We start from the raw sequence: 24,024 nt of genomic DNA on the forward strand, positions 1-24,024 counted from the left end.
ACGGGTTTTGAATCCGTTGCCTCTGCCAATTGGGCTACAGGGGCGCACAAGCAACGATACTAGCGCAGCGGACCAATTCGAACCTAATTGCCTGCCTGTGGCCCTCGACGGTGTCATTGAGCGCAACACGTTAGGATGGGCCGGGTGACTACTTCTCAGCCTCGACTCCTGCTCATTGACGGCCACTCCATGGCCTTTCGCGCATTTTATGCACTGCCCGCAGAGAACTTCTCCACCTCGGGCGGACAGCACACCAATGCGGTGTATGGCTTTCTTTCCATGTTGGCGAACATTCTGACTGAGGAAAAGCCGGACTTCGTCGCAGTGGCCTTTGATGTGGGGCGAAAGACCTTCCGCACGGAGATGTTCCCGGAGTACAAGGCGCAGCGTGAGGCCGCTCCAGAAGAGTTCCGCGGCCAGGTCGAGCTCATCCGAGAGGTCTTGGACACCCTCGGTATCACCACGTTGTCGCGCGATAACTTCGAAGCTGACGACATCGTGGCCACGTTGTCCACTCAGGCCGGCGCGGATTATGAGACCTTCCTGGTCACCGGTGACCGCGACTATTTGCAGCTTGTCGACGACTCCACGACCGTCCTCTATCCCATGCGAGGGGTATCCAAGCTGCATCGCTTTACCCCGGAGGCAGTAGAAGAGAAGTATGGCCTGAGCCCCGAGCAGTACCCAGATTTCGCAGCCCTGCGCGGGGACCCCTCCGATAACCTGCCGTCTGTCCCGAAGGTGGGGGAGAAGACCGCCACGAAGTGGATCACGCAGTACGGCTCTTTGGATGGCCTCATCGAGCATGCCGAAGAGATAAAGGGTGTGGCGGGGCAGAACTTCCGCGACCGCATCGAACAGGTCAAGCTCAACCGGAAGCTCACCCAAATGGTGACGGACATGGACCTGGAGGTTGGCCCGGCGGACCTCGGCTTTAAGGGAGCTGTGGCTAGCGAGGTGGCAGCTCGCTTCGACGAGTTGGAATTCGGCACCAACCTGCGCGAGCGGGTCCTCAACGCCGTCCCGCACGACGCCGCCGATGCTGCCGCCGCAGAGGACACCCCGGAAGTGACCGTGACCGTGGTGGACACTCCGCTGACTGAGTGGCTCGAGGACAAAGAACACGTAGCGGTCTTCGTGCAAGGCGACGGAACACCGGGCGCGGGTGATGCCGCAGCACTAGCACTCGTCGATTCCTCCTTTGAAGGACTCCAGATTGAATTGGGGGACTTGGGCGCGGCCGACGACGCCGCACTGGCCGCCTGGTTGGAATCGGATGCGCCGAAGTACCTCCACGAGGCAAAGGCCGCCTGGCACATGCTGGCCGGCCGGGGGATTGAGCTGCACGGAATTGCCCATGACACCGCCCTTGCCGCCTACCTCTTGCGTCCGGGCCAGCGCACGTATGCGTTGACGGATGTGTACCAGCGCCACCTGCAGAAGTCCCTCGGGGCCGCCACGGAGCAGCTCTCCCTCTTGGATGACAATCAGCTTGTGGAACAGGCCGGCGCCATCATGGAGCTGGCGGCAGAGTTGACGAGTCAACTGCAGGAGATTGATTCCTTCGAGCTTTATACCGACCTTGAGCTGCCTCTGGTGAGCATCCTGGCGCGCATGGAAGCCGCTGGCATCGCAGTGGACCGAGACGTCTTAGAGACGCAGCGCGATGCCTTCATCGAGCAGGTTAACGAGCAAGAGCGCGCTGCCCGCGAGCTCGCTGGTGACGATTCCCTCAACCTGAACTCCCCGAAGCAGCTGCAGGCAGTGCTGTTTGAGACCTTCGATATGCCAAAGACGAAGAAGACCAAGACGGGCTATTCCACCGCGGCTAAGGAAATCGAGCAGCTCGCTGCTACCCACCCGCACCCCTTCTTGGATCACCTGCTGGCGCACCGCGAGTACCAGAAGATGAAAACGACGCTGGAGGGGCTCATCAAGACCATCCAGCCGGATGGCCGCATCCACACCACGTTCAACCAGACTGTGACTTCAACAGGCCGGTTGTCCTCCACGGAGCCGAACCTGCAAAACATTCCGGTGCGCACGGAGGCGGGGCGCCAGATCCGCTCGGCCTTCGTGGTGGGGGAAGGCTATGAAACCCTGATTACGGCGGACTACTCGCAGATCGAGATGCGCGTCATGGCTCATCTCTCCGCTGACCCCGGCCTCATCGAGGCCTACCGCGAGGGCGAGGATCTGCACAACTACGTCGGCTCCAAGGTCTTTGACGTTCCGGTGGATGAGGTCACACCGGAGCTGCGCCGCCGCGTCAAGGCCATGTCCTATGGCCTTGTGTATGGTCTCTCCGCTTATGGTCTGTCACAGCAGCTAGGTATCCCGGCACGCGAAGCCAAGGAGATCATGGAGAGCTACTTCGAACGTTTCGGTGGCGTGAAGCGCTATCTCGATGAGGTTGTCGTGCAGGCCCGCAAGGATGGCTACACCTCCACGGTCTTTGGGCGTCGGCGCTACTTGCCGGAGCTCAACTCCGACAACCGCGTGGCGCGCGAAAACGCCGAGCGTGCGGCCCTCAACGCCCCCATCCAGGGCACGGCGGCAGACATCATCAAGGTCGCCATGATCCGCGTGGACAAGGCTTTGGAAGGCATGGCTTCACGCGTGCTCCTCCAAGTTCACGACGAACTCGTTGTGGAGGTAGCTCCAGGTGAAACCGAGGAAGTCCAGAGCATCCTAGAACGCGAGATGGACAAGGCTATCGAGTTGACCGTGCCCCTCGAGGTTTCCGTGGGGGAGGGGAAGAACTGGGACGCTGCAGCGCACTAGGGATTCAGGACAAGCCCACCGCACGCTCGTCTTCGGTGGGCGTGCGGCGCTCCACCAAGCATCCGGCGAGGAGATCGAAGGGAGTTTGGCCGAGCAGGAGGACGCTGAGTCCGAGGATGCTCAATACCGTTGGCTCCACGTAGGGAAGCCCCGTCAGTGCGAGCAAAGTGAGAAGCAGCCAGCTGTTGCGGATCGCCGCGCTGGCGATGCCGGGGCGCTCAGCGATGACCTCCAGCTTCAGCGACCACTTGCCCAGAGAAGTCTGCTTTGTGGCCTCTACCCACACCCGATAGACGTAGAACACGAGGGCCAGAGCAACAATGTCATAAATTGCACCCGCCCTGCCTGTGAGCACGCCATCGGTGCTGAGGTCGACAAGCCATTTGAGTAGCACAATGACGGCGGCGGCGAGGAAGGCGTCGATCCACCACGCCACCGTGCGGCGCAGAAAAATCCCGAGGCGTTCTAAAAGCATGGCTGCCAGCTTAGTTCGCTGCGGCCAGCAGACTCGGCAACAGGGTGGGCGGTGCCGGCCTAGCGCGCTTCGCAGACGAAGATGGCGGTACCGGGGAAAATGGCTCCCCGCTCGGGTGACCACTGGCCCCAGGTGATGTCGAGGCCCTCTGGCCAGTCGGGTTCAATGAGGTTGCAGATCTCGAAAGAACCGCGCACCTGTAGTGCTCGCACCCAATCACCCATCGTGCGGTGGAACTCGGCGTAGCTGAGCTCACCACTGTCATCCTGCTCAAGGTAGGCGCGCTCAAAATAGGGCAGCTCCGCGGTGAGGTTCTGTGGATCATCAGGGAAAACCCAACGCATGGGGTGTGGCACAGAAAAGACGAAGCGGCCATGAGGGCGCAGAACACGGTGGACTTCACGCAGTGCCTGGTCAAGGTCGGCGACGAAGGGCAGTGCGCCAAAGGCGGAGAAGACGACGTCGAAGGATCCGTCACGATAGGGAAGTGCTAGGGCATCAGCCTGAACGAGCGGTAGGCCACTCTCGGCATGGGAAAGCATTCCAGACGAGAGATCGAAGCCCGTGGCAAAGCGCGCGCGTCCTTGCAGCCACTGCGTACAAGGCGCGGAGCCGCAGCCGAGCTCGAGAACGGTGGCGGAGGAGACGTCGCCAAGCAGCTGCGCCTCATCTTCATGCAGCATCTCTGGGCACCAGTAGAAAGAGGATAGATACTCGGGGTGTTCCGCGTGGTAGGAGTCGGCGTCATCGTCCCAAAAATCACGGTTGGCTGCGGATGCAGAAAACGATGCTGAAGACATTGTTACTTTCCTAAATTCTTTTCCATGTCGTATTTGCCGTTTTAGCTGCGGGGATGTAGGGTTGTACGGGCGTGTCTATGACTCGGGACGCGCTGGGCTACTGTAGGAGAGCTCGGCACGGCTGCGAGTCGGGATTGAAATCCATCTTAAGCCTTGCGCATCTGCGCTGCTTAATGACGCTTTTCAAGAGACGCGTAACTGTCCAATTACGATCTCCTACGTTTATTCGGAGCATAACTACATGCCAACTTCTAACACCCCTCAGGTTGCGATCAACGACATCGGAACCGCAGAGGACTTCCTCGCAGCTGTCGACGCCACCATCAAGTACTTCAACGATGGTGACATCGTCGAGGGCACCGTGGTCAAGGTTGACCACGACGAGGTCCTGCTCGACATCGGTTACAAGACCGAGGGCGTCATCCCGTCCCGCGAGCTCTCCATCAAGCACGACGTCAACCCGGATGAGGTTGTCGAGGTCGGCGACGAGATCGACGCACTTGTTCTCACCAAGGAGGACAAGGAAGGCCGTCTGATCCTGTCCAAGAAGCGCGCACAGTACGAGCGTGCTTGGGGCGCCGTCGAGGAGCTGCACGCCAAGGAAGAGCCGGTCACCGGTACCGTCATCGAGGTTGTCAAGGGTGGTCTCATCCTGGACATCGGCCTCCGTGGCTTCCTTCCGGCATCCCTCGTTGAGATGCGCCGCGTCCGCGACTTGGAGCCGTACATCGGCCAGGAGCTCGAGGCCAAGATCATCGAGCTGGACAAGCAGCGCAACAACGTTGTTCTGTCCCGCCGCGCATACCTCGAGCAGACCCAGTCCGAGGTCCGCTCCGAGTTCCTGCACCAGCTGCAGAAGGGCCAGGTCCGCAAGGGCGTTGTCTCCTCCATCGTCAACTTCGGCGCCTTCGTCGATCTCGGCGGTGTCGACGGCCTGGTTCACGTCTCCGAGCTGTCCTGGAAGCACATCGACCACCCGTCTGAGGTTGTCACCGTGGGCGACGAGGTCACCGTCGAGGTTCTCGACGTTGACCTGGACCGCGAGCGCGTGTCCCTGTCCCTGAAGGCAACCCAGGAGGATCCGTGGCGCGTCTTCGCCCGCACCCACGCTGTGGGCCAGATCGTCCCGGGCAAGGTCACCAAGCTCGTTCCGTTCGGCGCCTTCGTTCGCGTCGAGGAGGGCATCGAGGGCCTCGTCCACATCTCCGAGCTGGCTCAGCGCCACGTGGAGGTTCCGGACCAGGTTGTCAACGTTGGCCAGGAAGTCATGGTCAAGGTCATCGACATCGATCTCGAGCGTCGCCGCATCTCCCTGTCTGTTAAGCAGGCAGACGAGGACTACACCGACGAGTTCGATCCGTCCAAGTACGGCATGGCTGACTCCTACGACGAGCAGGGCAACTACGTGTTCCCGGAGGGCTTCGATCCGGAGACCAACGAGTGGCTCGAGGGCTACGACGAGCAGCGTCAGGCTTGGGAGGCTCGCTACGCCGAGTCCGAGCGTCGCTTCAACCTGCACACCGCTCAGATCGAGCGCAACCGTGCTGCAGCTGCTGAGGCTGCTGAGTCCGCTGCCAACTCCAACTACTCTTCCGAGTCTCAGGATGCAGCTCCGGCATCCGATTCTCAGGCAGAGGTTGGTGGCTCCCTCGCATCTGACGAGCAGCTCGCTGCTCTGCGCGACAAGCTCGCTGGCAACTAAGAGCAGAACTAACCTTTAGGTTAGGTTCTACCGCCTAGGCCGAGTAGGTCTGGTTTTCGTAAAGGCCGTCTTTCCCCACTGGGGAGAGGCGGCCTTTCGCGTATCCTAAACCGGTATGAAGATTATTGGACTTACCGGCGGAATCGGCAGCGGAAAATCCACCGTGGCCCAGCTCCTCGTGCAGGAAGGCTGGGTGCTGGTGGACGCAGATCGCATCGCCCGTGACATCGTTGAACCGGGGCAGCCAGCGCTCGCTGAGTTAGCGGACGCTTTCGGGGAGGATATCCTTCAAGCCGATGGAACCCTCGATCGTGGGTTACTGGCTTCCCGCGCTTTCACCAGCCGCGAGAAAACCGATCTCCTCAATTCCATTACCCACCCGCGCATCCAAGAGGAAACCCAAGCGCGCTTCGAAGCAGCGCGCCAAGGTGGTGCCGACTTCGTTGTTTATGACATGCCGCTCCTCGTCGATAAAGGGCTTCACAACGACATGGACGCCACCATCGTCGTCGACGTTGATGTGGAGGAGCGAGTGCGCCGACTTGTTGAGTACCGCGGCCTGGAGGAAAGCGATGCGCGCCGCCGGATAGCCGCGCAGATCCCCGACGATGTACGCCGTGCTGCCGCTGATTTTGTGATCGACAATAATGGACCCCGCGACAAGCTCGATGCGCAGGTCGCGGAGGTGGCCGGGAAACTACGTGCCCGCCTAGGCTAGCGCGTTGCTACGACGTCTGAGACGGCGATGTGGTCATTGTTTTCCATGTCATCGCCCACAAAATCTAGGTCCGTGCGCATAAGCATGGTGTTGTAGTCGCGCCACGACGTTAGCGTGTAATACAGGTGCTGATCATCCTGGTTCGGCAGCACGAAGGGCGCGTAGGTGTCGTTCAGCGGTTCGCCGCTGACGACCTTGGTGGTCTCAGCGCTAACCACCATGCGGCGTGGCGACCACGGACCCTCCGGGCTATCCGCGGTACGCATGACGATGCCCTCGCCCTCCACCCCGTACATGGTGACGAACTTGCCCAAGTACTGGTTATAGGCGACGGAGAGCTCTGAGACCTTACCGTCAAGCACTTCGCTAGCTCGTGCCGGATCCTTTACCCAGGAGCCATCAGAGTAATAGCTCAAGGCACGTTCGTTGGGGAATTCCGATTTCAGCGCGCGCGCCAGGTAAGCGGGGCCGCGGCGGCCGTTGCCCGTGGTGAAGCGGTAGACATAGTCCCCGTGCTCGACAAAGGCCGATTGCTGCAGTTTCTCAAAACCGGCGCGATAGTTGGCGCCGCCAGGGATTGGCGCGTTCACACCGTGGCTAGCGTTGGTACGTGTTGCCTCCGGTACCGCGCGCCACGTGACTCCGCCATCAGTGGACTTCACCGTCGCGGCATAGTTGGTGGACCAGCCGGTGTTCGGGTCGTGCCACGAGCGCACGGACATATAGTCAACGTAATGCACGCCGTCAACAACGATGCCCGCGGTGGGGATCGTCGTGCGCTCACCGTTGGTATCGGCATCCCCAACCTTCTGCGAAGGAATGAATTCCTTTGCCCGGCCATTGGTGGACCAGCCGCCAGAAGTCAGCGCTTCCTCGAGGCGCAGGCCATCGCCATAATCATCGTCTGTCGTGCGCAACAGAAGGTTGGAGCGCCAGCCATCGCCTTCGCCGACGCAGTCCATGGAGTCACCGAAGACGTAGTAGGAATGACCTGCGTTATCAGAGTAGGCGATGCCCAGATCGGTCCCGGAGATACCAAACTTTTGATCCGTGCGGTTGGGTGAACCGGAACCGGTGATCAGCTGCATGATCTGGGTCGGCCCACCGGTAATTTGGCGCTGGTTATAGTTGCTGCGCTGCCCATCCGCAGACTCTCCCGGCTTTTCCGATCGGGAGGAGCTGCTGAAGAGCGCATCGAGCCCACCGAGAGAGGAACCTCCGGCGGGACCGGAAGCCTTGGGAGTGGAGGTAAAACTACCAGACTTTGAGTAGGGGGTACACGGCGCGGCGAAGGCCGAAGGCGTCTGGGTAAGAACGGCGAGGGGGAGCAGCCCGGCAATCGTCAGGGTGCTGGCAAGGGAACGGAACTTCATGCCAGCCGATTCTAAAGGAAAGCAGGAACTTTTAAAGGATATGGCGGGCAAAATTTACCTGCTGCTCCCATCCCGTTCATGTATGCGGTTTACTCTTCCCCTTCATGGGAACCTGGGACGTTGGGCCTTTTGATAATCATGCCGCGTGCGAAGTGCTCGCGGATATTCGTGATGGTTCCTTCGACCTCGATGCATTCAAAAAGAGCTGCGTGGATTCGCCCATTGACATCGACGACGCCGAGATTGTCATCGCCTTGGGAGCGCTGGCCACGGCGCCGGCGGATAAGCTGCCCCCGGGGATCAGCGCTGACGCTGTCAAGGCGCTGCGCACACCGCAGACCCGGGCGTGGTTGCGCAAGCGGATCAACACGGCGATGGAGCCGGATAAATCCCCAATCTATGCGCTCTGGGAGACCACCGGTGAGCTCGAGCTGTGGCTGCGCACCACGCGTGCGGCGCTGCCCTAAGCCGCGGTCCTAGCAGGTTTCGGTCGCGCCGCGTTAGACTGGTCGCCATGGCTTTTGCTGCTGAACACCCTATCCTGCCGGTCTCTGAACACCGCCCCGTCGGCGAAGTTGAGCGCCGATCGGCCGAGTTTCGTGTTGAGTCCGAGTACCAGCCCGCCGGTGACCAACCTGCGGCTATCGCGGAACTCAACGAACGCCTCAACCGCGGAGAGCGCGACGTGGTCCTTATGGGTGCCACGGGCACTGGTAAGTCAGCGACCGCCGCGTGGCTCATTGAGCAGCAGCAGCGCCCGACACTGGTGATGGCGCCGAATAAAACGCTGGCAGCACAGCTGGCGAATGAGCTGCGCCAACTCCTGCCACACAACGCGGTTGAGTATTTCGTTTCTTATTATGACTACTACCAACCGGAAGCCTATATCGCGCAGACCGATACTTACATTGAGAAGGACTCCTCTATCAACGAGGACGTGGAGCGTCTGCGCCACTCCGCGACGTCGGCGCTGCTCTCGCGTCGTGATGTCGTCGTCGTCTCCTCTGTATCCTGCATCTATGGCCTGGGCACGCCGCAGTCCTATCTTGATCGCTCGGTTGTGCTCGAGGAAGGGGAGGAGATTGACCGCGATCGCTTCCTGCGTCTGCTCGTCGATATTCAGTATGAGCGCAATGACGTGGGCTTTACGCGCGGAACCTTCCGCGTCAAGGGCGATACCGTGGATATTATCCCAGCCTATGAAGAGCGCGCGGTGCGCATCGAGTTCTTCGGCGATGACGTGGACGAGCTCTATTACATCCACCCGCTTACGGGTGATGTGCTCGAGCGGGTCGATGAGGTGCGGATCTTTCCCGCAACCCACTACGTAGCAGGCCCAGAGCGCATGGCTCGTGCCATCGAGGACATCAAGGCGGAACTCGCGGAGCGCCTCGCCGAGCTGGAGAACCGCGGCAAGCTGCTCGAAGCACAACGCCTGCGCATGCGCACCGAATATGACCTTGAGATGATCGAACAGGTGGGCTTTTGCTCCGGCATCGAGAACTATTCGCGCCACGTTGACGGACGTCCCGCTGGGTCCGCGCCGGCGACGCTCTTGGACTATTTCCCAGAAGACTTCCTCACCATCATCGACGAGTCTCACGTGACCGTCCCGCAGATCGGCGGCATGTTTGAGGGCGATATGGCGCGCAAGCGCAACCTCGTGGAGTTTGGATTCCGTCTTCCTTCCGCCGTGGATAACCGTCCGCTCACTTTCGATGAGTTTGAGGAGCGCGTGGGCCAAACCGTCTACATGTCGGCCACCCCGGGTGATTTCGAAATGACGGCCTCCGGCGGCGAGTTCGTCGAACAGGTCATTCGCCCCACCGGCCTTGTAGACCCGAGGGTGACGGTCAAACCTACTAAGGGCCAGATCGATGACCTCATCGATGAAGTCCGTGCCCGCACCGCGAAGCAGGAGCGTGTCCTAGTTACAACCTTGACCAAACGTATGGCGGAGGACCTCACTGACTATCTGCTCGAACACGGCATCAAGGTGCGCTACCTCCACTCGGATATCGACACCCTGCAACGCGTGGAGCTGCTGCGGCAGCTGCGCTTGGGTGAGTTCGATGTTCTCGTGGGCATCAACCTGCTGCGTGAGGGACTCGATCTTCCCGAGGTGTCGCTCGTCGCCATCTTGGACGCCGATAAGGAAGGCTTCCTGCGCTCCACCACCTCGCTCATTCAGACGATTGGCCGCGCCGCCCGAAACGTCTCCGGTGAGGTCATCATGTACGCGGATAAGATCACGGACTCGATGCAGGAGGCGATTGAGGAGACTGAGCGCCGCCGTGAGAAGCAGATTGCGTATAACAAGGAGCACGGCATCGACCCGCAGCCTCTGCGCAAAAAGATCGCCGATATTTTGGATCAGGTCTATGAAAACGCCGATGAGCAAGGGCAGGACGCGGATCCCACGGCAATCGTCGACAAGCCAGATGTGTCCTCCATGGCAGCCGACGAGGTGCAGGCGCTTATCGACGACCTGACGACCCAAATGCGTGAGGCCGCCCGAGAACTCAAGTTCGAGTTGGCGGGGCGTCTGCGCGATGAGATCGCTGATCTGAAAAAGGAGCAACGCGGTCTTAAGGAGGCCGGGATCTAATGGCGCGCCCAGTGCTGAAATTTAACAACTCAATGTGCGGGTAATACCCGTCTCTGCGTAGAAGACCGTGTCATACTGTTAAGGATTAATCGCTACTTATAAGGAGAATCATGCTGAGCTACAACGTCATCGCCGTCGGAACCGATGGCTCTCAGACTTCCATGCGAGCTGTCCGTTCTGCCGCATCCATGGCGCGCGCCTATGACGCGACGCTGATTATCGTGTCCGCTTTCTACAACCACTCTGGTTCGATGCTTGGCGCCCCCAACTCAGAGGACGCCCGAGTACCGGTGGTGAGCGAAGAGATGTCGGAAAGCTTCCTCAACAATGCCGCGGAGATCGCGCACGGCGAGGGCGCGAAGCGCATTGAAATCATTGCTAAGTCCGGTGACCCTGTGAATTCACTCCTCGAGGTGGGCAAGGATTACGACGTCGATATGTTCGTCGTGGGCAACAAGGGAATTCACTCAGTGCGCGGTCGCGTGTTTGGTTCCGTAGCGACGGAGCTCACGCGCAAGGCCCACGCTGACGTCGTGGTGGTCAACACCACTGAGTAAGCGCCGGGCTCCAGTCGGGCGTACAGCACACGCGCTGATCGACGCGAACACGCCAGCGTTGTTAGACTAGCGGGTGCGCAAAAGCTTTTAGAATTTTGTTTAGCGGTGGCCTCACGGTTGGGGCCCAGCGAAGAAAGGTCATCATGAGCGATTACAACAAGATCGTGGTCGGTACCGACGGTTCCAAGTCCTCCTTGCTCGCAGTGGAGCGCGCCGCCAAGATCGCCGCAGCCTTCGATGCCACCCTCATCATCGGTTGCGCCTACTACGAGAACCAGGAGCAGGCTTCCAAGACCCTGCGCCAGGATTCCGTAACGATTCTCGGTGATGAGAAGGCCCAGGCCAACCTCGCCTCCGGCAAGGAGCACGCAGAGAAGTTCGGTGTGTCGAAGGTGGAAACCGCTGTGCGCCCGGGCACCCCGGTCCAAGCCCTGATGTCGATCGTCAATGACAACAAAGCAGACCTGCTCATCGTTGGTAACCGCGGAATTAATTCTTTGACCGGCCGTCTGCTTGGTTCGGTACCGGCGGATGTCGCGCGTCAGTCTGATTGTGACGTCATGATCGTCCACACTGTGAACTAAGACGCTTGACCGACGCTGTTTTGGGCAGGAAGTCCGGGATTAAAGCAGCAGACAAAGTGCCCGACCGGCATGGAGCCGGTCGGGCACTTGTGTACCCATAGGGAGAAGAGATTCTTAACTTGCAGTTTGCCTGCCAGTCTCTTTGGAGTCATGTTCTCGATTTAGGTTAGTTAAGTCTCCGTATTCACTAACTCTCGAAGGAACAATCTCATGCGTTCTCGTACCCTTGCACTTGTCACTGCTGTCGCTTGTTCAATGACACCGGTTCCGGCTTTGGCTGCGGATGCTGCGACCTATTACTCCACAAAGCAGCACTATGAGCCCCAGGGGGCCAGCTACTCTGAAGCACCCGCTGGTTTTCACCCGATCTACACGTCCACCGTGAACCGCCATGGGTCGCGGGGGCTTTCGAGCTTTAAATATGACGACCTAGCTCAGCAGATGCTGGAGTACGCCAAAGAACACGACCAACTCACGGAGCTGGGGGAGGACCTCATCCCACAGGTCGAGGCCATGATTGCCGTGAATGAGGAACTGGCTGGCGGAATCGGCCAAGAAGCCGGATACGGTAACCTTACGGTCGTGGGCCGCGAGGAGCTGCAAGGAATCGGCCAGCGCAATGCGCAGCGCAACGCTACGTTAATGGACACCATCGAAGAGAATGACCTCAAAGTCAAGTACATTTCCTCCGGTGAGGATCGCGCTAATGATTCCGGATGGAACTTTGCTAAAGCATGGCTCGCGGAAAAGCCCGAGTTGGCGGATAACCTGATTGACGGCATGAAAGATGGCCATGTGAGTATCGAATCGCGTACCGATCTCATGTATGCACACAAGGACAAAGAATCTCCGTCCTATAAGGAGTATTCCGAGTGGAAAGACTCGGAGGTTCTCAACGCGAAGGTTGAAGAGGCTTATGCCAAACCTGCATCACAGACTGCCGCGCGCAGCCTCCTGAGCAAGATCTTCACTGAGGACTTCATCACAGGCCTAGAGGATGGATCCATTTCTTTTGTCGGCCGTGAGAAGGATGACAAGACGGTTGAAGGCATTGTGGATGCCGCCTTGCAGTTCTACAACCTGTACATCATTGCTCCAGCCTTGGCTCATGAAGAAAAGACACCAGCGGAGGGCTGGATCTTTGACCACTACATGGACGAAGCCAGCGGACCAACCTTTGCTTACCTCTTAGATGTTGAGGATTACTACCAAAAGGGGCCAGCCGTTGAAGGGCAGACTGTCTCTTATGACAACTACGAGCCGCTTCTGGAGCATATGATTCAAGGCGTCCAGGACCGCGCTGCTGGTGGCAATGTAGCTGCCGAATATCGGTTTGGGCATGCCGAGACCATCATCCCGTTGGCCGCCCTCCTAAAGCTCCCAGGATCTGAAACAGCAACTCCACGTGGTGAGCTTTATACGTGGGAGAATTCCGCATGGAGAGGCGACCAAGTAGCCCCGATGGGAGCTAATATCCAATGGGATGCGTTCCAAAACGAACGAGGCGACACCCTTGTGCGCATGCTCTACAACGAAAAAGAAGTGCCGTTCAATGAAGGCTGTGAGCCGATCTCAGAAGGATCGACCTTTTACACCATTGATGAGCTTGCCGCTTGTTTGCCGTTAGGAGCAACGTCGGATCACTCTAAAGCTCGCATCGGAGAAGGCGGCGACCACAGCACCCAGCCATCCACATCTGCTGAGTTCTTTTCTTCACAAGCCGGCGTTTGGGGAGTTGTTGCGGCAGTCATCGGTGCACTGGTGATCACCGCTGGTGTTGCTATGGCAAACGCTCAGCAGATCAAGGAGATCCTCAACAGGTACGGCGTTCAACTGCCTTTCTAGAAACTAGATAATAAAGGCATGCGAATTCTGGATTAGAGGTTAAGCTCGCGGTAGGCGCGGACGAGTGCGTTGCCGTCAGCGCCTTGAATAAGCGGGATATGGAAAGAAGACTCTTCGTTGACCTTGACCAAGGGAGCAAGCGAGCCATGGGAGAGCAGCTGCTCTTGTGGTGTGAGGTTGCGTATTGCTACCGCTGCCACACGGTTGGGATGCTCCGCTGCAGCGTCGGCATAAGTCAGCGGATCGTGCTGCCCATCATCACCGATGAGAAGCCAGCGCAATTTGGGGAAAGCAATGAAAAGGTTGCGGAGCTGGACGCGCTTGTGTTCTTGTCCATTGCGGAAAAGGCCGGTGGGCGTTGGGCCCCAGTCGGTGAGCAACAGCGGGCCACGAGGGAAGCCGTTCTCCGCCATGAAATTGACCAAGGTGTCATAGGTATTCCACGCACCGGTGGAGAGGTAGACGAAGGGAACCTCTGGGTGCTGTTGAGAGATCTCCCGATAGAAGCTGGCCATGCCTTCGACGGGGGTTCGCGTATTGGTGCGCTTTACCCAGGAATTCCACGCCGCAATCATGGCTCGCGGCAGCCAGGTCACCATGATGGTGTCATCGATATCGCTGACCACGCCGAATGTCGTGTCTTTGTCCACGATGAGGACTTCTGCGCGCACCTCGTCTGCGCCTTTGGCGCGGATGGTGACGTCGTGCCAGCCGGGTTCTAGCCCGTGGTCATGGACGAGGACATCGATATAGCCGTTGTGGTTCGTGGTGCCCGGCACCGTCTTCCCACCAACAGTTACTTCGACCTCGTGGTGCGTGACCTGGATGGTGAAGAATTGGCGGTATCCGCGTTGGGTCCATGTATCGCGTTCCTCAGCCTTGGGATCGTGCATGAGTACGCGGCCCAGCACGTGGACAAAATCTTCGTTGCCGTAGCCGGCATAGCCAGTAATGCTCGGTTGCCAGCCTTTGCGTGCGGAGTGCTTAAGCGAGAATGTGTTCGCGGTGAATTCGACTTTGCGGGCGATATCGGAAAGTGCCATGCGCACCAGACTAACCGAAAACCTCCGCGTAACGGCCGGCGATGGTCAAAGACTGCGTCGCGCGCGTGAGAGCTACGTAGAGGTTGTGCAAACCTTGCGGTGATGCTGCCACGATGTCATCCGGGTTGACTACGGTGACGTGGTCAAACTCTAGCCCCTTGGTGTGCTCAACGTTGGCCGCCGTAATCACAGCGTGCAGGCGCCCTTCATCATCCTGGAAGGTAGCAGGCTTAAGGTTGTTCGTATCTTCGCGCCAGATGACGTCCACGCCGTCGCGTACAGCGATACCTGGCGTCGCTTCGGGGTTGATGGATTCCAAGAGTTGATTGGCCAATTCGGTAATTGGGCGCGGGGTGCGGTAGTTGACGCTTAACCCGTGAAGCCGAAAACGCTCTCCGACAAAAGGCTCGAGCGTCTCGCCCCAGTCATCCACACCGGCGGGCGCTCCAGTCTGGGAGGTATCGCCGACGACCGTCATCCACCGGGAAGGGCTGCGCCGGAAAATCATGCGCCACTCCATCGGGGTCAGCTCCTGGGCTTCATCGACGATGACGTGCCCGTAAGCCCACGTGTAGTCCTCGCGGGCACGTTGAGCGGTGGTACGGGAATCCCGAACTTCGTGGCGTCGAGCGAGGTGCTCGGCGTCGATGACGTCGTGCGCAGAGAGAATCTCGGCTTCGAACATGTCATCATCGTTGTCGGTGGAATCAGAGGAACTCAGGATATCGAGGGCATCTTCTGCCTCCGCGACCTGTTCGCGCCATTCCTTTTCCTCGGCGGCGCGCTCTGCTTCGGGGTCGGGCATGCCGATGAGGACCGCGAGCTCGTCGAGAAGCGCGGCGTCGGAGGCCGCCCATGACGTACCGTCTTCGCGGTAGAGGGCACCGCGGGTTTCGTCATCATAAGCGTTGGCCGCCGCATCGATTCGCTCGGTACTACTCAGGAGATTGGCGAGTACCTCGGTAGGCGTGAGGTGGGGCCAGAACTCGTCGATGAGTTCTGTGACCTGCGGTTCTTCGGCGAGATCATCGTGGAGTTGATCCACGTCCGCACGGGAGAGCAGGTTGGCACCTCCCAGCGGGTCAGAACCGATGCGTTCGGCCATCTGTTGGGCCAGAGACTCGATGAGGTGTTCCGCAAACGCCGTTTGAGCGTCGTTGTGCGGCTTGCGTGAGCGCCGCGCGCGGGTACGCGCCGCCTTGACCATAGCTGGGGTGACGGTGATCTCGAGCTGAACGATCTCCAGTGTTTGCGGCTGCTCCGGTAGGCGCTGATAATCCTTGACCGCGTTGCCGAGGATCTCCACCATGGCAGCGGAGCCCTTGATCTCGCGGGCGAGCAAGGACTCTGAGTGCGTGGCCTCGATGCCGGGGAAGAGAGAAGAAATGGTGGAGAGCACAACGCCGGTCTCACCAAGTTCCGGGAGCACTCGGGAAATGTATTCCAGGAAGGTGGAATTGGGGCCGACGATGAGCACGCCTGTGGCGGCTAATTGTTCGCGGTAGGTGTAGAGCAGGTAGGCCACGCGGTGCAGCGCAACAGCGGTCTTGCCGGTTCCTGGCCCGCCTTCAACCACCATGACACCGCGCGTGCTGTCACGGATGATTTCATCCTGCTCGCGCTGAATGGTTTCCACGATGGAGGGCATGTGCCCAGTGCGCGCGCGCTGCATCACGTGGTGGAGGGCGGACTCGCTTGCGACATCGCTGCTGTCAGCAGAGGACTCTCCCTCCAAGACCTCGTCGCTGATTCCAGTAACCGTGCGTCCGGTGGTCCGGATATGCCGGCGGACATGGACGCCTTCAGGGTGCGCTGTAGTGGCGAGGTAGAAGGGCCGCGCCATCGGCGCACGCCAATCCAGAAGGAGCGTCCGGTAATTCTCCTCCCTGGCGTCGAGCCCCATGCGGCCGATGTAGCGCCGGTCCAGGCCTTCCGGGGTGGGGTTATCGCCGGGTGCATCGATGTCGATGCGCCCAAAAACTAAGCCGAGTTGGGCGACGTTGAGGCGATCCAATTTGGCCTGCAGGCCGTGGTACTCGGTCTCTCGCCGAACGAGTGCATCGGCATCCGGGGTATGCGGATCGACGGCAGCTTGCACCTCGTTCAAACGCTCGTTGGCCGCTTGGACCTCGTTGTCCAAACGCTCGAAGAGGCCATCGACATATGCTTGTTCATTAGCTATTTCAGCGCACTGCTCGTTCGCGTGGGCGCCGGGGTTCCCGGTGTGAGTCGCGGGTGAAGATTCAGACACAAGGCTCCTTGGGTGCGTATGAAGGCTTCTCGTGGACAGACGGGAAGTAAGAGAGCTAGGGAAGAGTGGACAGGAAAAAGAACAACGGCCCAGCATACTAGCTGAGCCGTTGTTCTCTCCACCGCGGTGATTATCGCGGTGCGTTGCGGTGCTTTCCGCAGCGTAGGACGGAGAGCTTAGAAGCGGTCACCGAACTTCTTGAAAGCCTTATCCAGCTTCTTGGAGGCTTCCTTCTGGAGCTTCTCGGCGCGCTTGCGAGCCTTCTTCTGGGCGCGCTTTCCGTCGAGCGAGTCTGCCTTGGCTAGGGCCTCGTCAGCGCGGTCCTGTGCCTTGCCGGCTGCCTTTACCAGACCCTTGCGGGCGGTTTCGGTGTTGTCACGGGCCGCGTCAAGCCAGTCATCCTTGTTGTCCTCAAAGAACTCGCGTGCCGTCTCAGCGGTGTCCTCGACGAAGGAACGCGCGGAGTCGATGAAGTCCCGGCCAGCGGACTCCCAATCATCGCGGTTGTCCTCGACGTAGTCCTTGGCGGTTTCGAACCAGTCATTAGCCTTAGTGGTCACATCAGAAGAAATCTCGTTGGCGCGGTTGGAGAAGTCTTCTGCGAACTTCTGCTGCTCGGACTTGCCTGGCAGTGCCTGCTGGATCTTCTTGTTGGCACGCTCCGAGGCCTTGGCAGCACGCCAACGCACGGAGGGCTTGCCCTCGGTGTCCTGCGTAACAATGGCCAGGGCACCAAGTAGGGCAGTGTTGGTGAGGAAGCTGTTGCGCTGAGTTTCCTTCTCCTTCTTGGAATCAGCGGTCCAGAAAGCGTTGCCCACCAGGTTAGGGACGTGCGTCAGCGCGAGCACTGCAGCCGAGGTTCGCGGGGCTTTACCCAGTGCCAAGGTGGTACCTGCAGCGGTCTTCGCACCGCCGAGTGCGCGGGTAACGAGCTCTGGGTCATTGGGGATGTAGCCTGCATATTCGCGGGGCAGCACCTTGCGCAGGCGCTTGAGCACGGACTCTGTGTCCGCGACGTGCTCCGAGGTGTTGCGGAGCGTATCCACACCATCCCAGACAAACACGGAGGCCAGCATAGGACGGGCAAATTTACGAATCATAACGTGCTCCATTCAATAGATCTGTAAAGACGTTCGTCACACCATAGTACGCGGGTTAAACAAGTGCCGCTGTCAGTGCAGCAGTTAATAAGTAGTTACCAACGCCGCTCCCACCATTCGTCCATGTGCGGGCGCTCTGCGCCGAGCGTGGTGGGTGCGCCGTGCCCAGGGCGGACGATTGCTTCGTCCGGGTAGACATCAAAGAGTCGCTGCGTGACATCCTTGTACAGACGCACGAAGTCACCTTCCGAGGTGGTCTTGCCCACACCACCGGGGAAGAGGGAATCGCCGACGAAAATGTTGGTCACCCCGTCGATGTCCGCTGCAATGGCTGCACCGCCCGGGGTGTGCCCGCGCAGGATGATGACGGGCAGATCGTAACCGGCGAAAGGAAGCGTATCGCCGTGCTCCAGCTCCACGTCGACGGGCGCGGGCAAAGCAGGGGCGTCCAGGAAAGAGGAATAGTGAACGGCACCGGTTTCATTCAAGACTTCCTTGAGTGCACGTACGTGATCCCAGTGGCGGTGTGTGGTCAGCACCGCGGTGATCTTTACTCCGTGGTCGGCGGCCAAGGAGAGCAGTGCAGGGGCGTCAGCGGAGGCGTCGATAAGCAGCGCCTCGTCACCGGCGCACAGCAGGTAGCAATTGTTGTCCATCTCGGACACGGAAATTTTATGAAGCTTGAGGGCGTTGTTCATAGATCCAACCATACGGGTACATTCTGAGTGAGAACTCTCTGAACACACATTCTTTTGTGTAGGAAGGCAACAACTAGTGGCTGATCGTTTGGTCGTACGTGGTGCGCGTGAGCACAACCTTAAGGGCGTGGACATCGATATTCCGCGCGATAACCTGGTGGTGTTTACCGGCCTATCGGGCTCAGGCAAGTCCTCACTCGCCTTTGACACCATCTTCGCCGAGGGCCAGCGGCGCTACGTGGAGTCTTTGAGCTCCTATGCGCGCATGTTCCTTGGCCAAATGGATAAGCCGGACGTCGAGTTCATCGACGGTCTATCCCCAGCGGTGTCCATTGACCAAAAGTCCACCAACCACAACCCGCGCTCGACGGTGGGAACCATCACCGAAATCTATGACTACCTGCGTTTGCTCTTCTCCCGCGCGGGCACTGCGCACTGTCCTGAGTGTGATGCCGTCATTGAGCGCCAAACCCCGCAGCAGATTGTTGATGAAGTCTTAAGCCACGAGGAAAAGCTGAAATTCCAGGTCCTCGCACCGGTCGTTCGCCGACGTAAGGGCGAGTTCGTTGACCTCTTCGCGGACCTCGCGGCCCAGGGTTACTCCCGTGTTCGGGTGGATGGGGAGCTTTACCAGCTCAGTGACCCGCCGAAGCTGAAGAAGCAGATCAAGCACGACATTGATGTCGTCGTGGACCGCCTGCAGGTGAAAGCTTCCCAAAAGCAGCGGCTGACGGATTCTGTCGAGACGGCGCTGCGCTTGGCAGACGGCCTAGTCACCTTGGATTTCGTAGACCACGAAGAGCTTACGCACACCTACTCGGAGAAAGCGGCCTGCCCCAACGGCCACACGCTGACCATTGAGGAATACGAGCCCCGCGCGTTCTCGTTCAACGCGCCTTTCGGTTCCTGCCCGGTGTGTGATGGCTTGGGCACGCGTCTTGAGGTGGATGTGGATCTGTTGATCCCGGATCCGGATGCCCCGGCGGTCGAAGCCATCCAACCGTGGACGTCGAGCCCCAATGCGCGGTACTTTGTCAAGCTCGTCGAAGGCCTAGCGAAAGCCCTGGACTTTGATCCCCACACTCCGGTTTCCGAGCTGAGCAAGGAGCAGCGCCACGCGCTGGTTTATGGCACGGATGTGGAAGTCAGCGTGCGCTACAAGAACCGCTATGGCCGCCAGCGCAACTGGTCCGCGCCCTTCGAGGGAGCTATTGGCTTCTTGGAGCGCAAGCTCGATCAGGCGGATTCCGAGTCGCAGAAGGATCGCTTGCTCCAGTACACCCGCCGTGTGCCGTGTAACGCTTGTGACGGTACTCGGCTGAAGCCGGAAATCTTGGCGGTGCGGTTGGCCTCCACCGCGCATGGCGAGCAGTCCATCGCCGGCTTGACGGCGCTGTCCATTGAGGAGGCGGCGGAGTTCCTCGACTCTCTCGTGTTGGGCCACCGCGAGGAGATCATTGCTGGTGCTGTGCTCAAGGAGATCCAGGCTCGCCTGCGCTTCCTTCTCGACGTCGGCCTGAACTACCTCACCCTTGACCGCGGCGCCTCCACGTTGTCCGGCGGCGAGGCACAGCGCATTCGCCTTGCCACCCAGATCGGTTCCGGCCTGGCGGGAGTCCTTTATGTGCTGGATGAGCCCTCCATTGGTTTGCACCAGCGCGATAACCAGCGCCTTATCGCAACGTTGAAACGTCTGCGCGATATTGGAAACACGTTGATTGTGGTGGAACACGATGAGGACACCATCCGGGAGGCGGACTGGCTTGTCGACGTTGGACCGCGCGCGGGCGAATTCGGTGGAACGGTGGTCTATCAAGGCGAGCCCGCCGGCATCGAATCTGTGGAGGAGTCCCTGACGGGGCAGTACCTGTCAGGAAAGAAAAAGCTTGCGGTCCCGGATACGCGCCGTGAGATTGACCCTGAGCGCATGCTTAAGGTGGTCGGTGCGCGAGAGAATAACCTCAAGGGCATTGACGTGGAGATTCCACTGGGCGTGCTCGTGTGTGTGACCGGCGTATCCGGCTCCGGTAAATCGACCGTGGTCAACCAGATTTTGGCCAAGACCTTGGCTAACAAGCTCAACCGAGCCCGCCAGGTGCCGGGTCGTGCCACACGCGTGGAGGGCGTGGAGCACCTGGACAAGCTGGTGCAGGTCGACCAGAGCCCCATCGGGCGCACCCCGCGTTCGAATCCGGCAACCTACACAGGGGTCTTCGACAAGATCCGCAACCTCTTCGCCGAAACCCAGGAGGCGAAGGTCCGCGGCTACAAGCCGGGCCGGTTCTCCTTCAACGTTAAGGGTGGACGCTGTGAGGCCTGCCAAGGCGACGGCACCATCAAGATTGAAATGAACTTCCTGCCCGATGTTTACGTGCCGTGCGAGGTCTGCGACGGTGCTCGCTATAACCGCGAGACGCTGGAGGTCCTCTATAAGGGTAAGAACATCGCCGAGGTTCTCGACATGCCGATCTCGGAGGCGGCCGAGTTCTTCGAACCCATCACGTCGATCCACCGCTACCTCAACACCTTGGTGGAGGTAGGCCTGGGATATGTCCGCTTGGGCCAGGCCGCCACGACGCTTTCTGGTGGTGAGGCGCAGCGCGTGAAGCTGGCCTCCGAACTCCAAAAACGTACGAATGGACGCACCGTCTACATTCTGGATGAGCCGACGACCGGACTGCATTTCGAGGACATCCGAAAGCTCATGCTCGTCATTCAAGGCCTGGTTGATAAGGGCAACTCGGTGATCATCATCGAGCACAACCTGGATGTCATTAAGGCCGCCGATTGGATCGTGGACATGGGCCCAGAAGGCGGTTCGGGTGGCGGTACCGTCGTGGCCCAAGGCACGCCGGAGGACGTGGCGCAGGTAGAAGGGTCCTATACGGGAGGGTTCCTCAAGGAGTTGGTGTGATGCTGATCCACAGGCGTACCCGCACGGCAGCTCTAGCCATCAGTGTTGCCGCGACAGCCACCATGACGGGGTGTTCCAGCCCGGCGGAAGACACATCGACGCCGGCTCCCGAAGAATCACCACGTGTGGAAGCACCCGTCAGCTATGACGTGCGCACGGAGTTACGCGATGTCGTCGCTGACGTGGAGAAAGAGTTCAATGTCCGCGCCGGCGTGGCGGTCGCGGATAGGGAAGGGACTGTCAAGGCCGGATTGCGCGGTGAGGAGCCCGCGTGGTCGACGGTGAAGGTCCCGATCGCGATTGCCGCGTTGCGCGACGGCGCTAGTCCGGAGCTCGTCGACCTTGCGATTAAGGAATCCGACAATGATGCTGCCTACGCGTTGTGGTCCCACGTGCGATGGACTGAGGGTGATGCTGGAAGCGCAGTAACGGCACTCTTGGAAAAGTATGGTTCGACCGGCGAGTTCGAGGAACCTTTTGGCTACTCCACGTGGCTGCTGGAAGATCAGGCAGAGTTTGGCGCACACTTACCGTGCATTCCTGAAGCAGAACAGGTTTATGACGCGATGGATGACATTGTGGAGTGGCAAGACAACGGACTGGACAAGCTCCCGAACACGCGCGCCAAGGGCGGATGGGGACTATCCGAGTACGACGACGGTTATACCCACCGTCAAATTGGTGTGCGGGAAACCACCGCATCGGACTCGAGTAAAGAATCCACGGTGGGATTGGCCATCGAAGTCACCATGCCGGGGGAATACGCCGAAGAAGCAATTCCTGCGCTCAACGTTCTCGCTGCTGGGGTAGACCGAGTCGTAACTGAGGCCTTGGAGACTGGCGCGCTCAAGCCGGTGGAGGGCTGCGCACCGCCCGCGGCAACGCCGACTACAGGAGCGACGTCGGCACGCCGATTTGGCTCCTGAAAAGTCAGGTGTTAAAGTAGTGCGCACTACCGCCCGTAGCGCCTCCTCCAGGAGGTACTTGGGCCGCAAGCGGAGTTTCTCCCACCCGAAGCCGCGCCGGACACCCGTTCCGCCGCAGGATAAAGGTTAAGAGTAGGCGCCATACGCTGGCGCGTGCTTGAAAAGAAACTCCCGGATGCCTTTGGCACCGGGATTTATTCGTTTGTGGTCACGGTAGGCACACTACTAGCCCCCACAATCGAGGAGAACCACAATCAGCGCTGAAGCTCGCATTAATGAGCGCATCCGAGTACCCGAGGTCCGTCTTGTTGGCCCCGGTGGTGAACAGGTGGGTATTGTCCGTACAGACGATGCTCGCAAGCTTGCGTACGAAGCCGATCTTGACTTGGTCGAGGTCGCCCCAAACGCTAAGCCGCCCGTAGCCAAGATCATGGATTACGGCAAGTTTAAGTACGAACAGGCTCAGAAGGCCCGCGAGTCCCGTAAGAACCAGCAGCAAACCGTGGTGAAGGAGCAGAAGCTCCGTCCGAAGATTGATGATCACGATTACGAGACCAAAAAGGGCAACGTGGTGCGCTTCCTGGAGAAGGGTTCCAAGGTTAAGGTGACCATCATGTTCCGTGGCCGCGAGCAATCGCGTCCGGAGCTGGGTTTCCGCCTGCTGGAGCGTTTGGCTGACGATGTCGCAGAGGTCGGCGTCGTAGAGTCGCGCCCCAAGCAGGATGGTCGCAATATGACCATGGTTCTTGGGCCCGTCCGCAAAGGCAAGAAGTAGACCACGCTCCACTTAGGATTTAAGGATTTAATTCTCATGAAGCAGAAGACTCACAAGGGCACCGCCAAGCGCATCAAGGTGACAGGCTCCGGCAAGCTGCGTCGCGAGCAGGCTAACCGTCGCCACCTCCTGGAGGGCAAGCCTTCCAAGCGTACCCGTCGTCTGAAGGGCACCGAGGACGTTGCCAAGGCAGACACCAAGCGCATCAAGCGCCTTCTCGGCCGCGCATAGTCAGCGCCGAAACACTCCATTCCCACACACCACAATCAAGATAAGGAAGTATTACTGTGGCACGAGTAAAGCGCTCAGTTAACGCCAAGAAGAAGCGTCGCGCGATCCTGAAGTCCGCTAAGGGCTACCGCGGCCAGCGCTCCCGCCTCTACCGCAAGGCCAAGGAGCAGTGGCTGCACTCCATGACTTACGCTTACCGCGACCGTCGCGCCCGTAAGTCTGAGTTCCGCAAGCTGTGGATCCAGCGCATCAACGCTGCTGCTCGTATGAACGACATCACCTACAACCGCCTCATCCACGGCCTGCGCCTGGCTGAGATCGAGGTTGACCGCAAGATCCTCGCTGAGCTCGCCGTCAACGACTTCGAAGCTTTCTCCGCTCTGTGCGAGGCCGCCAAGGCTGCACTGCCGGAGGACGTTAACGCACCGAAGGCTGCGTAAGCGTCGAGCGTAGAAACGTCACGAACCCACCGCCCCTTTGTTGAGGGCCGGTGGGTTTCTTGTTGTGGGGAGTAGCACCCGCTAGGTTGGCGGGCGTGCTGCTCCTCATTGTGGTTTGTGTTACATTGCTCGTTGTTGTGTAAATCAAGGTAACCGTTGGCTTCTGGGCCTGCCCCAGGGGCACATAGTGCGAAGGAGAG

Annotated in this window: 20 protein-coding genes; 13 read left to right on the plus strand and 7 right to left on the minus strand. The window is 59.5% G+C overall.

Annotated elements, in window-relative coordinates; translation table 11 throughout:
* Positions 1–135 precede the first annotated feature (135 nt).
* A complete protein-coding gene (gene polA / locus RDN59_RS02930; protein WP_308606520.1) occupies positions 136–2,784 on the plus strand; it encodes a DNA polymerase I in 2,649 nt (882 codons plus the stop codon).
* A 4-nt stretch (positions 2,785–2,788) separates the two neighbouring features.
* Here polA and RDN59_RS02935 read toward each other — a convergent pair whose 3' ends face one another.
* Together RDN59_RS02935 and RDN59_RS02940 are read right to left on the minus strand one after the other, a co-directional pair.
* The gene (locus RDN59_RS02935; protein ID WP_308606521.1) at positions 2,789–3,259 is read right to left on the minus strand and encodes an RDD family protein; all 471 of its coding nucleotides are present in this window, start codon (positions 3,257–3,259) and stop codon (positions 2,789–2,791) included.
* Positions 3,260–3,318: 59 nt separating this feature from the next.
* On the minus strand, positions 3,319–4,059 hold the full coding sequence (locus RDN59_RS02940; protein ID WP_308606522.1) for a class I SAM-dependent methyltransferase: 741 nt from the start codon (positions 4,057–4,059) through the stop codon (positions 3,319–3,321).
* A 241-nt stretch (positions 4,060–4,300) separates the two neighbouring features.
* Here RDN59_RS02940 and rpsA point away from each other — a divergent pair, with 241 nt between their 5' ends.
* Complete coding sequence (gene rpsA / locus RDN59_RS02945; RefSeq protein WP_010190105.1) at positions 4,301–5,761, plus strand: 30S ribosomal protein S1; 1,461 nt, start codon at positions 4,301–4,303, stop codon at positions 5,759–5,761.
* Positions 5,762–5,876: 115 nt separating this feature from the next.
* Entirely contained in the window at positions 5,877–6,479 is a 603-nt protein-coding gene (gene coaE / locus RDN59_RS02950; protein WP_308606524.1) for a dephospho-CoA kinase, read from the plus strand.
* On the opposite strand, the gene RDN59_RS02955 is transcribed toward coaE, so the two are convergent.
* Complete coding sequence (locus RDN59_RS02955) at positions 6,476–7,852, minus strand: DUF4185 domain-containing protein (RefSeq protein ID WP_308606525.1); 1,377 nt, start codon at positions 7,850–7,852, stop codon at positions 6,476–6,478. The genes coaE and RDN59_RS02955 overlap by 4 nt on opposite strands.
* A 104-nt stretch (positions 7,853–7,956) precedes the next feature.
* Between RDN59_RS02955 and RDN59_RS02960 the strand changes: the two genes are divergently transcribed.
* From RDN59_RS02960 to RDN59_RS02980, 5 genes are all read left to right on the plus strand, one after another.
* A complete protein-coding gene (locus tag RDN59_RS02960) occupies positions 7,957–8,319 on the plus strand; it encodes a DUF4259 domain-containing protein (protein WP_308606526.1) in 363 nt (120 codons plus the stop codon).
* A gap of 47 nt (positions 8,320–8,366) precedes the next feature.
* Positions 8,367–10,460: an excinuclease ABC subunit UvrB gene (gene uvrB, locus RDN59_RS02965; protein ID WP_308606527.1), complete on the plus strand. Its 2,094-nt coding sequence runs from the start codon at positions 8,367–8,369 to the stop codon at positions 10,458–10,460.
* 110 nt (positions 10,461–10,570) lie between these two features.
* Positions 10,571–11,017 (plus strand): universal stress protein, encoded by a 447-nt coding sequence (locus RDN59_RS02970; protein WP_308606528.1) that lies wholly within the window; start codon positions 10,571–10,573, stop codon positions 11,015–11,017.
* Between the two features lie 143 nt (positions 11,018–11,160).
* The gene (locus tag RDN59_RS02975; protein ID WP_101735709.1) at positions 11,161–11,601 is read left to right on the plus strand and encodes a universal stress protein; all 441 of its coding nucleotides are present in this window, start codon (positions 11,161–11,163) and stop codon (positions 11,599–11,601) included.
* Positions 11,602–11,811: 210 nt separating this feature from the next.
* On the plus strand, positions 11,812–13,446 hold the full coding sequence (locus tag RDN59_RS02980; RefSeq protein WP_308606529.1) for a histidine-type phosphatase: 1,635 nt from the start codon (positions 11,812–11,814) through the stop codon (positions 13,444–13,446).
* Between the two features lie 32 nt (positions 13,447–13,478).
* Here the strand turns inward: RDN59_RS02980 and RDN59_RS02985 are convergent, their stop codons facing one another.
* The 4 genes from RDN59_RS02985 to RDN59_RS03000 form a co-directional block, all read right to left on the minus strand.
* Positions 13,479–14,489 carry a phosphatase domain-containing protein gene (locus tag RDN59_RS02985; RefSeq protein ID WP_308606531.1) on the minus strand — a complete coding sequence of 337 codons (1,011 nt, stop codon included), beginning with the start codon at positions 14,487–14,489 and terminating at the stop codon, positions 13,479–13,481.
* 10 nt (positions 14,490–14,499) lie between these two features.
* On the minus strand, positions 14,500–16,740 hold the full coding sequence (locus RDN59_RS02990) for a UvrD-helicase domain-containing protein (RefSeq protein ID WP_374044573.1): 2,241 nt from the start codon (positions 16,738–16,740) through the stop codon (positions 14,500–14,502).
* A gap of 176 nt (positions 16,741–16,916) precedes the next feature.
* Positions 16,917–17,840: a DoxX family membrane protein gene (locus RDN59_RS02995; RefSeq protein WP_308606533.1), complete on the minus strand. Its 924-nt coding sequence runs from the start codon at positions 17,838–17,840 to the stop codon at positions 16,917–16,919.
* Between the two features lie 95 nt (positions 17,841–17,935).
* Complete coding sequence (locus RDN59_RS03000; protein WP_308606556.1) at positions 17,936–18,538, minus strand: MBL fold metallo-hydrolase; 603 nt, start codon at positions 18,536–18,538, stop codon at positions 17,936–17,938.
* A 76-nt stretch (positions 18,539–18,614) separates the two neighbouring features.
* On the opposite strand from RDN59_RS03000, the gene uvrA reads away from it, so the two are divergent.
* From uvrA to rplT, 5 genes are all read left to right on the plus strand, one after another.
* Entirely contained in the window at positions 18,615–21,452 is a 2,838-nt protein-coding gene (gene uvrA, locus RDN59_RS03005; protein ID WP_308606534.1) for an excinuclease ABC subunit UvrA, read from the plus strand.
* Complete coding sequence (locus RDN59_RS03010; RefSeq protein WP_308606535.1) at positions 21,452–22,378, plus strand: S-adenosylmethionine synthetase; 927 nt, start codon at positions 21,452–21,454, stop codon at positions 22,376–22,378. Before uvrA ends, RDN59_RS03010 begins: the two co-directional genes overlap by 1 nt.
* A 253-nt stretch (positions 22,379–22,631) precedes the next feature.
* The gene (gene infC / locus RDN59_RS03015) at positions 22,632–23,153 is read left to right on the plus strand and encodes a translation initiation factor IF-3 (RefSeq protein ID WP_080975058.1); all 522 of its coding nucleotides are present in this window, start codon (positions 22,632–22,634) and stop codon (positions 23,151–23,153) included.
* Between the two features lie 36 nt (positions 23,154–23,189).
* The gene (gene rpmI, locus RDN59_RS03020; RefSeq protein ID WP_039675593.1) at positions 23,190–23,384 is read left to right on the plus strand and encodes a 50S ribosomal protein L35; all 195 of its coding nucleotides are present in this window, start codon (positions 23,190–23,192) and stop codon (positions 23,382–23,384) included.
* A 56-nt stretch (positions 23,385–23,440) separates the two neighbouring features.
* Positions 23,441–23,824 (plus strand): 50S ribosomal protein L20, encoded by a 384-nt coding sequence (gene rplT, locus RDN59_RS03025; protein WP_005323264.1) that lies wholly within the window; start codon positions 23,441–23,443, stop codon positions 23,822–23,824.
* Positions 23,825–24,024: the final 200 nt, after the last annotated feature.

It is taken from the genome of uncultured Corynebacterium sp. (assembly GCF_902489365.1).
Taxonomy (GTDB): domain Bacteria; phylum Actinomycetota; class Actinomycetes; order Mycobacteriales; family Mycobacteriaceae; genus Corynebacterium.